General features: G+C 54.1%; 10 protein-coding genes and 1 pseudogene. 4 read left to right on the forward strand and 7 right to left on the reverse strand.

Annotation, left to right across the window (positions count from 1 at the left end; genetic code table 11):
- Positions 1-6: 6 nt before the first annotated feature.
- The 3 genes from Dpoa2040_RS12530 (at position 7) to Dpoa2040_RS12540 (ending at position 2,417) form a co-directional block, all read left to right on the forward strand.
- Positions 7-1,182 (forward strand): exo-alpha-sialidase, encoded by a 1,176-nt coding sequence (locus Dpoa2040_RS12530; RefSeq protein ID WP_168641451.1) that lies wholly within the window; start codon positions 7-9, stop codon positions 1,180-1,182.
- Positions 1,183-1,254: 72 nt separating this feature from the next.
- A complete protein-coding gene (locus Dpoa2040_RS12535; RefSeq protein ID WP_042872720.1) occupies positions 1,255-1,728 on the forward strand; it encodes a YhcH/YjgK/YiaL family protein in 474 nt (157 codons plus the stop codon).
- 5 nt (positions 1,729-1,733) lie between these two features.
- Positions 1,734-2,417, forward strand: a complete 684-nt coding sequence (locus Dpoa2040_RS12540) for an SDR family NAD(P)-dependent oxidoreductase (RefSeq protein WP_168641452.1) — start codon at positions 1,734-1,736, stop codon at positions 2,415-2,417.
- 96 nt (positions 2,418-2,513) lie between these two features.
- Here Dpoa2040_RS12540 and Dpoa2040_RS18385 read toward each other — a convergent pair whose 3' ends face one another.
- The 4 genes and pseudogenes from Dpoa2040_RS18385 to acnB form a co-directional block, all read right to left on the reverse strand.
- The gene (locus Dpoa2040_RS18385) at positions 2,514-3,578 is read right to left on the reverse strand and encodes a methyl-accepting chemotaxis protein (RefSeq protein ID WP_246867300.1); all 1,065 of its coding nucleotides are present in this window, start codon (positions 3,576-3,578) and stop codon (positions 2,514-2,516) included.
- 39 nt (positions 3,579-3,617) lie between these two features.
- Positions 3,618-4,157: pseudogene (locus Dpoa2040_RS18390) on the reverse strand (MCP four helix bundle domain-containing protein); the annotation flags it as partial.
- A gap of 495 nt (positions 4,158-4,652) precedes the next feature.
- Entirely contained in the window at positions 4,653-5,015 is a 363-nt protein-coding gene (yacL, locus tag Dpoa2040_RS12550; protein WP_042874076.1) for a protein YacL, read from the reverse strand.
- A gap of 101 nt (positions 5,016-5,116) precedes the next feature.
- Positions 5,117-7,714 (reverse strand): bifunctional aconitate hydratase 2/2-methylisocitrate dehydratase, encoded by a 2,598-nt coding sequence (gene acnB / locus Dpoa2040_RS12555; RefSeq protein WP_168641454.1) that lies wholly within the window; start codon positions 7,712-7,714, stop codon positions 5,117-5,119.
- 531 nt (positions 7,715-8,245) lie between these two features.
- Here acnB and Dpoa2040_RS12560 point away from each other — a divergent pair.
- A complete protein-coding gene (locus Dpoa2040_RS12560) occupies positions 8,246-9,577 on the forward strand; it encodes an MmgE/PrpD family protein (RefSeq protein ID WP_168641455.1) in 1,332 nt (443 codons plus the stop codon).
- Positions 9,578-9,787: 210 nt separating this feature from the next.
- On the opposite strand, the gene lpdA is transcribed toward Dpoa2040_RS12560, so the two are convergent.
- The 3 genes from lpdA to aceE all read right to left on the reverse strand — a co-directional run bounded on the left by lpdA (position 9,788) and on the right by aceE (position 15,994).
- Complete coding sequence (gene lpdA / locus Dpoa2040_RS12565; protein ID WP_168641456.1) at positions 9,788-11,212, reverse strand: dihydrolipoyl dehydrogenase; 1,425 nt, start codon at positions 11,210-11,212, stop codon at positions 9,788-9,790.
- Positions 11,213-11,430: 218 nt separating this feature from the next.
- Positions 11,431-13,317, reverse strand: a complete 1,887-nt coding sequence (aceF, locus tag Dpoa2040_RS12570; RefSeq protein ID WP_168641457.1) for a pyruvate dehydrogenase complex dihydrolipoyllysine-residue acetyltransferase — start codon at positions 13,315-13,317, stop codon at positions 11,431-11,433.
- A gap of 13 nt (positions 13,318-13,330) precedes the next feature.
- The gene (aceE, locus tag Dpoa2040_RS12575; protein ID WP_038909008.1) at positions 13,331-15,994 is read right to left on the reverse strand and encodes a pyruvate dehydrogenase (acetyl-transferring), homodimeric type; all 2,664 of its coding nucleotides are present in this window, start codon (positions 15,992-15,994) and stop codon (positions 13,331-13,333) included.
- Positions 15,995-16,117: the final 123 nt, after the last annotated feature.

Genomic DNA, 16,117 nt, shown 5'->3' on the forward strand with positions numbered 1-16,117 from the left:
GTAGTCATGACGACCGAAACTATTACCATTGAACGTGACGGGCTGGTCCGCCAGGCAGAAGGCGACAGCCAACGTCTTGACGCCTACATCCCGTCAGAATGCCCGCAGAACCACGCCTCTAACCTGCTGCATCTGCCTGACGGCGATGTGCTGTGCGTCTGGTTCGGCGGCACCCAGGAAGGGGTGTCGGACATATCGATTTATCTGTCACGGCTGGTGAAAGGGAGCGGGCAATGGACGCCTGCTGTCAAGCTCTCCGACGACCCGACCCGTTCCGAGCAAAACCCGGTGCTGTTTCTGGCACCGGACGGCGTACTGTGGTTGTTGTACACCGCGCAGAAATCCGGCAATCAGGATACCGCTATCGTGCGTTACCGCCAGTCGCTGGATCAGGGTCAAACCTGGGGCGAGATTGGCGTACTGCTGGAGCAGCCCGGCACCTTTATCCGCCAGCCGATTACCGTGCTGCCCAACGGCGACTGGCTGCTGCCGGTGTTCTACTGCCGCGTCCAGCCGGGTGAAAAATGGGTTGGCAACGACGACATCAGCGCGGTGAAGATCTCCAGCGATCAGGGGAAAACCTGGCGTGAATCGGTGGTGCCGAACAGCACCGGCTGCGTGCACATGAACATCACCTTGCTTAAAGACGGCACCCTGCTGGCGCTGTTCCGCAGCCGCTGGGCCGATTTCATCTACCGTAGCCACTCTACCGACGGCGGTGAAACCTGGTCTGAGCCAGAGGCGACAAATCTTCCGAACAACAACTCGTCGATTCAGGTAACCACGCTGGACAATGGTCATCTGGCGCTGGTGTTCAACGCCATGAACGCCGATGGCGCCACCGAGCGCCGTCTGTCGCTGTATGACGAAATCGAAGATGAAGAAGAGAGCGATGCCAAAATGCCGGAAATCGCCACCGGACGCAGCGCCTTCTGGGGCGCGCCACGTGCGCCGATGACACTGGCGATTTCTGAAGACGGTGGGAAAACCTGGCCGTGGCAGCGCAATCTGGAAGTGGGTGACGGTTACTGCATGACCAACAACTCAACCGAGAAACGCAACCGCGAGTTCTCCTACCCCAGCATCAAACAGGGGCCGGACGGCAAATTGCACATCGCGTTTACCTACTTCCGCCAGGCGATTAAGTACGTCTGCGTCAGCGAAGCGTGGGTTAAAGGCTAGCCTTCTGCCTCCCTCCCTCTTGCAGGGAGGGAGATTCTTACCGCTTCACGTCTACTTGCTAAGGAACCGCTTATGATCGCAGGTAATCTGAATCATCTGCCACTGGCAACGTTGCCCGAACCGCTGTGGCGCATTCTTTCCGGCTTCACGCTGGCGCAGTTGAACGCGCTGCCGGAAGGTAAATACCAGCCGGAGGGTGTGGACTGGTTCTACTCCATCGGCACGGTATCCACCGCCCCGAAAGCCGAACGCCATACCGAATTCCATCGCCGTTTTCTCGATATTCAGTTGATTCTGGAAGGGGAAGAGATCATCGGCTACGACCTGAATGACGCAGGTGATCGCGCCGCCACCGAACGCAAACCGGACCTGTTCATTCTGGAGCAACCGCAGGTACCGCACGCCATTCAGCTGGCCGCCGGGGATTTCGTCACCTTCTATCCGGGTGAACCGCATCAGGCGCTGTGTGCCATCAACGACCAGCCTGCCCCGGTGAAAAAAGCGGTATTCAAGGTGCCGGTCGAATTACTGCACGCGCAGGGGTAAAACGTATGTCAGCACAAAAACAGGCGGTGATCACCGGCAGCAGTTCCGGTATCGGCGCCGCTATTACCGCTACCCTGTTAGCGGCGGGGTGGAAGGTTATCGGGCTGTCGCGTCAACCTGGCCCACATCAGCATCCGAACTTCACACATTATCCGCTGGATATCACCGATACGCCTGCGCTCTGCGCCTTGCTGGACAGCCTGAATACCGTCGATGCGGTGATCCACGCTGCCGGGGTAATGAAAGCCGCTACGCTGGGCACACTGTCATACGCCGACAGCGAGCAATTATGGAAGCTGCACATTCAGGTGGCCGAAGTGCTGGCCGACCGGCTGGTGAGCAAGCTGCCGCAGGGTGGCCGCATCGTCCTGCTGGGCAGCAGAACCTCCAGCGGTGCCGCCGGACGGAGTCAGTATGTCACCACCAAATCAGCGATGATTGGTATGGTGAGAAGCTGGGCCGCGGAGCTGGCACCGCGCGGTATCACCGTGAATATCGTGGCACCGGGAGCGACCGAAACGCCGATGCTCAACCAGCCGGGAAGACAGAGTTCGCCGCCGAAGCTGCCGCCGATTGGCCGGTTTATCCAGCCGCAGGAAGTGGCGGATCTGGTGGCGTATCTGCTGTCGCCTTCGGCATCGGCCATCACCGGGCAACAACTGGTGATCTGCGGCGGTGCCTCGTTATAACGCCGCTATGCTACTGCCTCGTGGTAACCTGGCCACACAGCGCTATGCCGTGTGGCCAGGACGCACACCTATTCCTTCGTCGATTCATTCAGATATTCAGCGGCTGGCGACGCTCAACGCCAGTCGCGGAGTTCTACTGACCCTCATCGAGTCGGCGCTCATCGAGTCAGAATTCATCGAATCAGCAATCGTAAAGCGACTAACGGACTGCTTCAATTCCTGCGAATGCGTTTCCAGATAGGTGGTATCCGTCGCGGTTTGTTCAACCATCGCGGCATTCTGCTGCGTTGTGCGCTCCATGTCGGCCAGCGACCGGGCAATCTCCTGCGTGGCGACAGACTGTTCCGCCGAGGTGTCCGCTATCTTGCGGATAAACTCGCTCGACAGATCAACCGCCTGATTAATTTTCTGCATCACTTCAGATGCCTGATTGATTTCATTGTATCCCTCGCCGATTTTCCCTGATGACGCATCAATTAAGTTTTTTATCTGATGCGCCGACGCGGTGGTTTTCTGCGACAGGGTGCGGATTTCAGCGGCAACGACCGAGAACCCGCGACCAACCTCTCCTGCACGCGCCGCCTCCACCGCGGCATTAATCGCCAGAATATTGGTCTGGAACGCAATATCCTCAATCACTTTAGTAATCGACGAAATACTGTCTGAATGCTGTTTGATGTTTTCCATCGTATTCACGATCTTACTCACCAGCTGGTAGCCCTGATGCGTTTCATTCGCCACGTTTTCAGATAACTGGCTTGCCTGTCTGGCGCTGGCGGCGTTGTCCTTCACCGATTCCGACACCTGCCCCATCGCCGCCGAGGTTTGCTGCAACGCCGAAACCTGCATATCGGTACGTTGCGACAACGCCACACTGCTTTTGCTGATATTCTCGCTGGCGACCGTCACGCCATCGGCATGTTCCAATACATTAGCAACAATAGAAATTAATGACCGGCGCATAGTTTCGATAGCTGCCATCACACTGTGCTGCTGTTTATCGTTAATGATGGTTTTTTCCGCCAAATTACCGGATGCAATTGCACGGGTCATCGTCAGTAATACCGCAGGCTCTGCGCCCAATGCCTGAAAAATTCGGTGGCGAGTGGTAAACATCGCTAAAGCGCCCAGTAAGATAGCGACGATTAAAATAATCGGCATAGCCACAGAAAAATACCTTGCCGTGTCTCTTGCCGTATTCGTTAACTGGTTATTTTGTGCAGCCTCATAATTAATAAACGCATTCACATCAGCCAACCACTGCACAAATGCACCCCGCCCTTCACTCAATAACAGATTACGTGCAGACTCCGTATTTCCTTCATTCTTCAAAGCAATCAATCTGGCAATAATTGCGCTGGTTTTATTATTCGACTGCTGTATGTTTTGATATAAATTTTTTTCTTGTTCAGATATAGCAAACTGGCGCAACATCGCATTAAGCTTAACATCCGACTGTTGATAGATAGAATCCAGTTCATTGATATTGTTTATTATTTTATATTTTTCTTGTTGATCAGCTATCAATAAATCCCGTACCGCAATTGACCGATCATGTACGCTGCCTCGTAAATTCACTGCATAGAATTGCTTAACACTATTTTCATCATTAACCTCAGTTAATATATTGCTAATATGACGAATAGTGATCAGACCCGAAATACCTAACAAGACACTCACTAATATAGGAATAATAAAACCGACTACAATTTGTCTTTTTACCGTCATGGTATTTTTCATGTATCCTCCGATGCCAACCTAATCGTGTAGAAATTATCTCAACAGGCATGATGCACGCTATTTGGACACAGGAGTAAAGAGAAAACCAGAATGTACACATAGTACGTGATGATTTCTGGCTCTGCTCAGGTCACAAATAGCAAATAAAATAGCCTGTGAGATAAATGATTACCGTATGTTTTAATAACCATCATGTTTTAATAACTATTATGCTGTAGTAAGCATCATGCTTTAATAGTCATCATGCTTTACTAACTATCATGATTTCATTTTATACTAAGCCAAATTGGCATCATAATCGATAGGGCAGAGCATCGGATCACACTATTAATACAATTGGGATAATTGATATATATCGGATATACTTCAATAGATAAGGCGTGTTGGCTTTATTATCCTCTTCGCGTCTCGTCATTTTGCCACGTCGCGACAGCGCGTTCAGCACTCAAGTTAGTCTCTGCGACCCGAATAGTATTTGATATCGATGGGCACACATCATCCCTTATCCACAAATGCCCGGTAGCTCTCCAGCAATTCCAGAAAATCCTCCAGACCGCACAACGACAGGCTTTCTTCGTCGTAATAGCTCATGCCTTCTTCCAGCTCATCGGTTTCAATCGCCAGTTGGTTGGCGCGCACCATCACCTCTTCGCTGTCCAGCAATAACGTGTATTCGTGACCCATGCGTTCCCACTGACGCTCGCTACCGGCCAGTTCACGAACTGCGGCTTCCACTTCATCCAGCACCGCCTGCTGACCTTTGACTTCTTCATTCAGCCAGTGCCCTACTGCTTCATGGCCCATCGACATCCGGACAATCACCTGCCCGGTTACATCACGCAAAAACTCATAGTCCACGATCATTCTCCTCTGCCTGATTCGCTATCGCGTGCCACAACAGTAAAAAAAGGGAGACCTTTCGGCCTCCCTTCCTGTTAATTCCAACGAACTATAGCGGTTTACACGGCAGTCTGGAAGATCACCTTGTCCGCTTTGTTGGTGTACTGCTGCAACTGGTCAAAGTTCAGATAGCGGTAAGTATCATCCGCCGTCTTGTCCACTTTCTCCATATATTGCTGGTACTCTTCCGGCGACGGCAGACGACCCAGCAGCGAGGCGACCGCCGCCAGTTCAGCCGAGGCCAGATAGACGTTCGCACCCGTACCCAGACGGTTCGGGAAGTTACGCGTCGATGTTGACACCACGGTCGAGCCGTCTGCCACACGCGCCTGGTTACCCATGCACAGCGAACAACCAGGGATTTCAACACGAGCGCCGTTCTTGCCGAATACGCTGTAATAGCCTTCTTCGGTCAGCTGTGCGGCGTCCATGCGGGTAGGCGGAGCCACCCACAGGCGGGTTGGCAGCTGCCCTTTATTCTGATCCAGCAGCTTACCGGCGGCACGGAAGTGACCGATGTTGGTCATACAGGAACCGATAAACACTTCATCGATCTTATCGCCCTGCACCGTGGAGAGCAGGCGCGCATCGTCCGGATCGTTCGGCGCACACAGAATCGGCTCTTTGATCTCGTTCAGATCGATGTCGATCACCGCGGCATATTCGGCATCGGCATCAGCTTCCAGCAGTTGCGGGTCAGCCAGCCATTTTTCCATCCCCTGCACACGACGCTCCAGCGTACGGCGATCACCATAACCTTCGGCAATCATCCACTTGAGCAGAACGATGTTGGAGTTCAGGTACTCGATGATCGGTTCTTTGTTGAGCTTAATGGTACAGCCCGCCGCAGAACGCTCCGCCGAGGCATCGGTCAATTCGAACGCCTGCTCCACTTTCAGGTCCGGCAATCCTTCGATTTCCAGAATGCGACCAGAGAAGATGTTTTTCTTGCCTTTCTTCTCTACGGTCAACAAGCCCTGTTTAATCGCGTAGTACGGAATAGCATGAACCAGATCACGCAGGGTAATCCCCGGCTGCATTTTACCGGTAAAACGTACCAGCACCGATTCAGGCATATCCAGCGGCATTACGCCGGTTGCTGCGGCAAACGCCACCAGACCGGAACCTGCCGGGAAGGAAATCCCAATCGGGAAACGGGTGTGGGAATCACCACCGGTACCCACCGTATCTGGTAGCAACATGCGGTTCAGCCAGGAGTGGATCACACCGTCGCCTGGGCGCAGCGACACGCCGCCGCGATTCATGATGAAGTCCGGCAGAGTGTGATGGGTATTAACATCGACCGGCTTCGGATAAGCAGCGGTATGGCAGAAGGATTGCATCACCAAATCGGAAGAGAAGCCCAGGCAAGCCAGGTCTTTCAGTTCGTCACGGGTCATCGGACCGGTGGTATCCTGAGAACCGACCGAGGTCATTTTCGGCTCGCAGTAAGCGCCAGGGCGAATGCCCGCGACACCGCAGGCGCGGCCAACCATCTTCTGCGCCAGTGAGAAACCACGGCTGCTCGCCGCCACGTCTTTAGCATGGCGGAACACGTCGCTGTGCGGCAGGCCGAGCGATTCGCGCGCTTTGGCCGTCAGACCACGACCGATAATCAACGGAATACGGCCACCTGCGCGTACCTCATCCAGCAGTACATCGGTTTTCAGCTCAAAACTCGCCAGCAACTCGTTACTGTCGTGGTGACGGATTTCGCCCTTGTACGGGTAGACATCAATCACATCGCCCATATTTAGTTTGGTGACATCCACTTCGATAGGCAGCGCACCGGCATCTTCCATGGTGTTGAAGAAGATCGGCGCAATTTTACCGCCCAGCACCACGCCACCAGCACGCTTATTCGGCACGTTCGGGATATCATCACCCATGAACCACAGTACCGAGTTAGTAGCGGATTTACGGGAAGAACCGGTGCCGACCACGTCGCCGACGTAAGTCAACGGGAAGCCCTTCTTGCTCAGCGCCTCGATCTGCTTGATTGGGCCGACAGCGCCGGGTTGATCCGGCTCGATGCCTTCACGGGCATTTTTCAGCATTGCCAACGCGTGCAGCGGGATGTCCGGACGCGACCAGGCATCCTGTGCCGGGGACAAGTCATCGGTATTGGTTTCGCCGGTCACCTTGAATACCGTGACGGTGATTTTTTCCGCCAGCTGAGGACGGGACAGGAACCACTCAGCATCCGCCCAGGATTTAACTACCTGCTGCGCGTGGGGATTGCCGGCTTTGGCTTTTTCTTCCACATCATAGAAATTGTCGAACATCAGCAGGGTGTGAGACAGGGCTTTGGCGGCGACCGGAGCCAGGGCGGGGTTATCCAGCGCTTCGATCAGCGGCTGAATGTTGTAGCCGCCTTGCATGGTGCCCAGCAGCTCAGTCGCTTTTTCTGGGGTGATGAGGGGAGAAACCGTCTCGCCTTTGGCGATGGCAGCCAGAAAACCGGCTTTAACATAAGCCGCCTCATCAACGCCCGGCGGCACACGATTGACTAATAAATCGACTAAAAACGCTTCTTCTCCGGCAGGTGGATTTTTCAACAACTCCACCAGTGCCGCCATTTGCGAAGCCTCTAACGGTTTGGGTACGATCCCTTGTGCAGCCCGCTCGGCTACGTGCTTGCGATAATCTTCTAGCACGACGTTCTCCTCGCTCTCATTGTCTAATTATGCCCGGCGCTCAGTTCCAGCTTTAGGCTGATTATCAGCGTATGGATAGGTAAGGTCAGAGTGCCCGGTCCAGCCTGCTGAGCATATCAGAATTCAAACCGATTGTTAATTCGTTTACATTAAGGCAACATTTTGCAAATACGTTGTCTTTAGAGGCACTGCTACGTTCAGCAACATAATCCAGACATCCTGACTCATCTCAGCATAGCAGTTAGCAACAAAATCAAACATCGATTACCCCACAGAAACGATAAGGATACAGAAAGAAAGTGAAGGGGGGGGTCAGCGTCACCCAAGCCGTCAATATTGCCAGTTACACCAGTACGGCTAACGTTACTACCGCACAGTCCCCCTCCAGAGCAGTTAATAACACTACGACCGAAACAAAACTACGTCCGAAACAACACTACGTCTGAGAAACTTGATGAAAAATCGCTATGCTTCGCGCGTCATTCGCGGCATTGTCTTCTTTCTTATTTAAGCCACACTACAAATATCGTTATGTCGAACTATCCCAGTATAACCGCCCAACTGGCGCGCCTGATTATCACCACCCAGCCGGATGCCACCACCCTTGATCTTGCTCGCAGCGGGGTAACGGATTTCCTCGCCTGCGCACTGCCAGTCTGGCATGGTGCAGTTGTAGACAGTGGGCTTGCGCCGCTGAAATCGGTCTATCCCGACCACAACAGTCAGAATCGCAGCCTGCTGCTAGGCTATGCCGGTCACGCACTGGATTTTGACGATTTTCACTCAGGGTTTCGCGGCCACCCCAGCACAGTTATTCTGCCGGCGTTGCTGGCACTGGCTGGCGAGCAACCAACGCTTACGCCAGCGCATTTTCTCACCGCCTATGTTATCGGCGTGGAAACCGCAGGAAGGCTGGGGCTGGCAGCAGGGCCTCGCCATTACAGTCTGGGCTATCACAATACCGCCACGTTAGGCGCCATCGCCGCAGCCGCTGCGACCTGCCGCCTGATCGGCGCCACGCCAGACCAAACCGCCAATGCGTTGGGGCTGGCCGCCTCACAAGCGGCCGGGCTACGCGCACAGTTCGGCTCTGCAATGAAACCACTGCACGCAGGACTGGCGGCAAGGGCTGGGTTAAGCGCCGCTCAATTGGCATTGGCTGGGTTCCTCGGCAATCACGACACCGTGCTGGATGCGTTTCTCGCTGCTCACGGCGACGGCCAGCACCACAACGACGCGTTGATAGCCGATTGGGGCAAACCATGGCGCATGGTTTCTCCAGGGTTGACCTTCAAGCGTTATCCCACCTGCGGCGGCACTCACAGCGCGGCGGAAGCGACATTTATCCTGAGAGCGCAGTGGTTGGCACGTTATGGGCAACAGCCAGACGCTCTGCCAGACACTATCGACCACATTACGGTAATGTTCCCGCCGGGTGGCGACGCAGCGCCGTTTATCCGGAAGGCCACTACCGGTGTCGAAGGCCGATTTAGCCTCGAATACGTGATTGCCGCCGCGTTACTGGAAGGTGAGTTGCGGCTGGATCGATTTACCGAAAAGCGGGTTGATCCCGAAATTGCGGCGCTGGCCGATAAGGTCTCGCGCCAGGCTGACCTTAGTGCACCACCGGATGAACACAATCCAGATGGTCGCTTCCATGACGTCAGCCTGCTGATGAAAGATGGCTCACATCTTGACGCCAGAGTCACCTGGCAGCAAACCGCAGCCGTAAAAACAGATGTTGCGGCTAAACTGCGTCAGACACTGAGTCTGATGCCGTGGCTACCGGCTGACGACGTGATCAGCCATAGCCAGTTGCGCACGCCCGGCGCACTTGCGGCGCTGGTTCGGCTGCTGTCATAACCGGCAGCAACTCGTCAGGCAACACAACACCCAACCAGGGGGGACGCAATCTGTTTTTTCGACGGTTTTTCTTATAAACAAAACAGATAAGGCTGACAAAAAACGTTGGAATGCTGGAAGGAAGGTAAAAAAAATCCGGCAACAGGTGCCGGATTTACATGGAACAGACAAGACTCTCGTCCCCCGCAACAACCGTTGCGGGGAAACGAATTATTTCTTCTTGGCTTTCGGGTTCGGCAGGTCGGTGATGCTGCCTTCAAAGACTTCAGCCGCCAGACCTACGGATTCATGCAGCGTCGGGTGAGCGTGGATGGTCAGTGCGATATCTTCTGCATCACATCCCATCTCGATAGCCAGACCGATTTCACCCAACAGTTCACCACCGTTGGTACCGACAATCGCACCACCGATCACACGGTGTGTTTCTTTGTCGAAAATCAGTTTGGTCATACCGTCAGCGCAATCGGACGCAATCGCACGACCTGATGCGGCCCACGGGAACACGGCGGTTTCGTAGCTGATGCCTTTTTCTTTCGCTTCTTTTTCGGTCAGGCCAACCCATGCCACTTCCGGCTCAGTGTAAGCGATAGACGGGATCACTTTCGGATCGAAGTAATGTTTCTTACCGGAGATGACTTCAGCCGCGACGTGACCTTCATGCACGCCTTTGTGCGCCAGCATCGGCTGACCGACGATATCGCCGATAGCGTAGATGTGCGGCACATTGGTACGCATTTGTTTGTCAACGCGGATGAAACCACGATCGTCAACTTCCACGCCAGCCTGACCAGCATCCAGCAGTTTGCCGTTCGGCACACGACCGATAGCCACCAGCACCGCGTCATAACGCTGCGGTTCTGCCGGGGCGCTCTTGCCTTCCATTGATACGTAGATGCCGTCTTCTTTGGCTTCTACCGCAGTCACTTTGGTTTCCAGCATCAGGTTGAATTTCTTGCTGATGCGTTTGGTGAAGACTTTGACGACGTCTTTGTCCGCAGCAGGGATCACCTGATCGAACATTTCCACTACGTCGATCTGTGAACCCAGCGCATGGTACACCGTACCCATTTCCAGGCCGATGATACCGCCGCCCATGACCAGCAGACGACCCGGAACGGCTTTCAGTTCCAGCGCATCGGTAGAGTCCCAAACGCGTGGGTCTTCATGCGGAATAAACGGCAGTTGAATCGGACGGGAACCCGCCGCAATAATCGCGTTGTCGAAGTTCACCGTGGTATTGCCGTTTTCACCTTCCACCACCAGGGTGTTCGGGCCGGTAAACTTACCAAAACCGTTGACGACCTTGACCTTACGGCCTTTGGCCATACCCGCCAGACCGCCAGTCAGTTGATTAATAACTTTTTCTTTCCAGGTGCGAATTTTATTGATATCGGTCTGCGGTTCGCCAAACACGATGCCGTGCTCAGCCAGCGCTTTCGCTTCTTCGATAACTTTCGCTACATGCAGCAGTGCTTTGGAAGGAATACAGCCCACATTCAGACAGACGCCACCCAGCGTGGAATAGCGCTCGATCAGCACGGTGTCCAGACCCAAATCTGCACAACGGAACGCCGCGGAGTAACCTGCGGGACCCGCGCCAAGTACCACCACCTGAGCTTTAATTTCAGTACTCATCATGACCTCTTAATTAATTTCCGGCGGGTCTGTGACGTCATTATTGTTGAGTCTTAACGCCCTCTTCCACCGGGACGTGTCTTTACCGTTATAGTTTACAAAATTGTTAACAATCTTGAAACAACAAGCGGCTAACGATTTGTCCTTAATCACTGATTGTTGTCACAAATAACAGCTTATCAGAAAAAAGCCGGCCGTCAGGCCGGCTTTTTTTTCGATTACATCACCAGACGACGAATGTCGGACAAGGTGTTGTTGATGATGGTAATGAAGCGTGCACCATCAGCGCCGTCAATGACACGGTGGTCGAAGGACAGAGATATCGGCATCATTAGACGCGGAACAAACTCTTTACCATTCCAGACCGGTTCCATGGCGGACTTAGACACACCCAGAATAGCCACTTCCGGCGCGTTGACAATCGGCGCGAAATGCGTCGTGCCAAGGCCGCCGATGCTGGAGATGGTAAAGCACCCACCCTGCATTTCGCCAGCGGTCAACTTGCCGTCACGGGCTTTCTTAGAGATGGTCATCAGTTCACGAGACAGCTCAATGATGCCTTTCTTGTTCACATCTTTGAACACCGGAACCACCAGACCATTCGGGGTATCAACCGCAACACCGATGTTGATGTATTTCTTCAGCGTCAGACGCTGACCGTCTTCAGACAGCGAACTGTTGAAGCGAGGCATCTGCTCAAGCGCAGCGGCAACCGCTTTCATGATGAACACGACCGGCGTGATCTTCACATCCAGTTTACGCTTCTCGGCTTCCACGTTCTGCTGTTTACGGAACGCTTCCAGATCAGTGATGTCGGTTTTATCGAAGTGCGTAACATGCGGGATCATCACCCAGTTACGGCTCAGGTTAGCACCAGAGATTTTCTGGATACGACCCAGCTCCACTTCTTCAATTTCACCAAACTTGCTGAAATCAACTTTCGGCCACGGCAACAGACCCGGCAGAGAACCGCCAGTCGCCCCTGCTGCCGGAGCAGACTCAGCGCGTTTCACGGCTTCTTTCACGTAAGCCTGTACGTCTTCGCGCAGGATACGACCTTTACGGCCAGTACCTTTTACTTTCGCCAGGTTGACGCCGAACTCACGCGCCAGACGACGAATGACCGGTGTGGCATGGATGTAGGCGTCGTTTTCAGCAAACTCACCTTTGCTATCGGCTTTCGCTGCAGCTGGTGCCGCTGCCGCCGGTGCTGGTGCACTTGCTGCCGGAGCCGGTGCTGCCGCTACAGGAGCCGCAGCCGGTGCGGCACCTTCCACTTCGAATACCATGATAAGCGACCCGGTTTTCACCTTGCTGCCGGTGCTAACCTTGATTTCCTTCACGGTACCGGCGAACGGTGCCGGAACTTCCATTGACGCTTTGTCGCCTTCCACGGTGATCAGCGACTGTTCTGCCGACACTTTATCACCGACTTTGACCAATACTTCCGTCACTTCGACTTCATCGCCACCGATATCCGGCACGTTGACGTCTTTAGCACCACCGCTCACCGCTGGCGCGGCAGCAGGTGCACTCGCGGCAGGAGCCGGAGCAGCAGCAGGCGCTGCACCCGCAACCTCAAACACCATGATCAGTGAGCCAGTTTTCACCTTGTCACCGGTCTTGATGCGAATCTCTTTTACCGTACCCGCGAACGGTGCCGGCACTTCCATAGAGGCTTTGTCGCCTTCTACCGTAATCAGCGACTGCTCTGCTGCTACGGTGTCGCCGACGTTAACCATCACTTCGGTCACTTCGACTTCGTCGCCGCCGATATCCGGCACTTCAACTTCTTTCACCGCGCTGGCAGCGGCAGGTGCCGCAGCCGGTGCTGGCGCAGCAGCGGCCGGAGCCGGTGCGGCGGCTGCCGCACCTTCTGCTTCGAAGACCATGATCAGTTTGCCGGTCTCGACTTTGTCGCCTACCGCCACTTTGATCTCTTTAACCACCCCCGCCTGCGGAGAGGGGACTTCCATAGAAGCCTTGTCACCTTCAACGGTAATCAGCGACTGCTCGGCTTCCACTTTGTCACCCACTTTGACCAGCACTTCGGTGACTTCAACTTCATCTGCACCGATATCCGGTACCTTGATTTCGATAGCCATTACTCTTTCCCTCTTATGCTACGCGCGGGTTAACTTTTTCAGGGTTGATGTCGAATTTCTTGATGGCTTCAGCCACGACAGATTTTTCAACTTCACCGCGTTTAGCCAGTTCGCCCAGTGCAGCAACAACCACGTAGGAAGCATCCACTTCAAAGTGGTGGCGCAGGTTTTCACGGCTGTCGGAACGGCCAAAACCATCAGTACCCAGTACGCGATAATCGCTGGCCGGAACGTAGGTACGTACCTGCTCGGCAAACAGTTTCATGTAGTCGGTAGAGGCGACTGCCGGTGCGTCGTTCATCACCTGAGCGATGTACGGTACGCGCGGCGCTTCGGTCGGGTGCAGCATGTTCCAGCGTTCGCAGTCCTGACCGTCGCGGGCCAGTTCGGTGAAGGAGGTAACGCTGTACACATCAGAACCGATGCCGTAATCGTTGGCCAGAATCTGTGCGGCTTCGCGCACATGACGCAGGATAGAACCGGAACCCAGCAACTGAACTTTGCCTTTGCTGCCCGCCACGGTTTCCAGCTTGTAGATACCTTTGCGGATGCCTTCTTCGGCGCCCTGCGGCATCGCCGGCATGTGGTAGTTTTCGTTCAGTGTGGTGATGTAGTAGTAAATGTTTTCCTGTGCGTCGCCATACATACGAACCAGACCGTCATGCATGATGACCGCCACTTCGTACGCGAACGCCGGGTCGTAGGAAATACAGTTCGGAATGGTCAGAGCCTGGATGTGGCTGTGACCATCTTCATGCTGCAAACCTTCGCCGTTCAGTGTGGTACGACCGGATGTACCGCCGATCAGGAAGCCACGTGCCTGTTGGTCACCAGCCGCCCAGCACAGGTCGCCGATACGCTGGAACCCGAACATGGAGTAGTAAATATAGAACGGAATCATCGGCAGGTTATTGGTGCTGTAAGACGTTGCCGCCGCCAGCCAGGAGGAGCCTGCACCCAGTTCGTTGATCCCTTCCTGCAGGATCTGACCTTTCTGATCTTCTTTATAGTAAGCGACCAGTTCGCGGTCCTGCGGGGTGTACTGCTGACCATTCGGGCTGTAGATACCGATCTGACGGAACAGACCTTCCATACCGAAGGTACGCGCTTCGTCGGCGATGATCGGAACCAGTCTGTCTTTGATAGACTTGTTCTTCAGCATCACGTTCAGTGCACGCACAAAGGCGATGGTGGTGGAGATTTCTTTGGTCTGCTCTTCCAGCAGAGAGCTGAAGTCTTCCAGCGTCGGCAGGTCCAGCTTCTCATCAAATCTCGGCTGACGGGATGGCAGGTAGCCTTCCAGCGCCTGACGGCGTTCGTGCAGGTATTTGTACTCTTCGGAATTTTTGTCGAAGGTAATGAACGGCAGTTTTTCAACATCAGCGTCAGCAACCGGCACATTGAAACGGTCGCGGAAATAACGCACGCCGTCCATGTTGATTTTCTTGACCTGGTGAGCAATGTTCTTGCCTTCAGCCGCATCACCCATACCATAACCTTTGATGGTATGAGCCAGAATAACCACCGGCTTGCCTTTGGTTTCCTGTGCTTTTTTCAGTGCAGCGTAAACTTTCTTCGGATCGTGACCACCACGGTTAAGTGCCCAGATATCGTCATCGCTCCAGTCTTTGACCAGTGCAGCGGTTTCCGGGTATTTACCGAAGAAGTGCTCACGCACGTAGGCACCGTTTTTGGATTTGAAGGTCTGGTAATCGCCGTCAACGGTTTCGTTCATCAGTTGAATCAGCTTACCGCTGGTGTCTTTACGCAGCAGTTCGTCCCAACGACCGCCCCAGATAACCTTGATCACTTCCCAGCCAGCACCACCGAAGATGCCTTCCAGCTCGTTGATGATCTTGCCGTTACCGGTGACCGGGCCGTCCAGACGCTGCAGGTTACAGTTGATGACAAACACCAGGTTGTCCAGCTTCTCACGGGTCGCGATAGTAATCGCACCTTTAGATTCCGGCTCATCCATTTCACCGTCGCCCAGGAAGGCGTATACGGTCTGCTTCGTGGTGTCTTTCAGACCACGATTGTTAAGATACTTCAGGAACTTGGCCTGATAGATAGCGTTAATCGGGCCCAGGCCCATTGACACGGTCGGGAACTGCCAGAATTCCGGCATCAGTTTCGGATGCGGGTAGGAAGACAGGCCATTACCGTGAACTTCCTGACGGAAGTTGTTCATTTGATCTTCAGTCAAACGACCTTCCAGGAAAGCGCGCGCGTAAACGCCAGGAGAAATATGCCCCTGGAAGAACACCAGGTCACCGCCGTCTTGTGCATTACGAGCACGGAAGAAGTGGTTGAAGCACACTTCATAGAAGGTAGCGGAAGACTGGAAAGACGCCATATGACCGCCCAGCTCCAGATCCTTCTTAGATGCGCGCAGTACCGTCATCACCGCATTCCAACGGATTGCGGAACGGATACGACGCTCCAGATCAAGGTTCCCCGGATACGCGGGTTCATCTTCTGCCGCGATGGTGTTGATGTAGTTACTGCCAGCACTGCCCGCAGCCACTTTCACCCCACCTTTACGTGCTTCAGTCAATACCTGATCAATCAGGAACTGAGCGCGCTCAACACCTTCTTCACGGATAACCGATTCGATCGCCTGCAGCCAGTCACGCGTTTCGATCGGATCCACGTCATTGTTCAAACGTTCTGACATGGTGTATTCCTTATCTGTTTCTAATCAGTGGATTTGTCTGGAGCCTGTCTTCCTGCACTCTGGTCCTGTGGAGAAAACACAGGAAGACAGGCTCTTCGTCTTGTTACCGCAAACGACCGCCAG

The sequence above is a fragment of the Dickeya sp. CFBP 2040 genome (genome assembly GCF_012273755.1).
In the GTDB taxonomy this organism is placed as follows: Bacteria; Pseudomonadota; Gammaproteobacteria; order Enterobacterales; family Enterobacteriaceae; genus Dickeya; species Dickeya poaceiphila.

Bases quoted from the DNA above. Each gene is read 5' to 3' on its own strand.
- Dpoa2040_RS12530 (WP_168641451.1), top strand. From the start codon at position 7: ATGACGACCGAAACTATTACCATTGAACGTGACGGGCTGGTCCGCCAG.
- Dpoa2040_RS12535 (WP_042872720.1), top strand. From the start codon at position 1,255: ATGATCGCAGGTAATCTGAATCATCTGCCACTGGCAACGTTGCCCGAA.
- Dpoa2040_RS12540 (WP_168641452.1), top strand. From the start codon at position 1,734: ATGTCAGCACAAAAACAGGCGGTGATCACCGGCAGCAGTTCCGGTATC.
- Dpoa2040_RS18385 (WP_246867300.1), bottom strand. From the start codon at position 3,578: ATGCCGATTATTTTAATCGTCGCTATCTTACTGGGCGCTTTAGCGATG.
- Dpoa2040_RS12560 (WP_168641455.1), top strand. From the start codon at position 8,246: ATGTCGAACTATCCCAGTATAACCGCCCAACTGGCGCGCCTGATTATC.
- lpdA (WP_168641456.1), bottom strand. From the start codon at position 11,212: ATGAGTACTGAAATTAAAGCTCAGGTGGTGGTACTTGGCGCGGGTCCC.
- aceF (WP_168641457.1), bottom strand. From the start codon at position 13,317: ATGGCTATCGAAATCAAGGTACCGGATATCGGTGCAGATGAAGTTGAA.
- aceE (WP_038909008.1), bottom strand. From the start codon at position 15,994: ATGTCAGAACGTTTGAACAATGACGTGGATCCGATCGAAACGCGTGAC.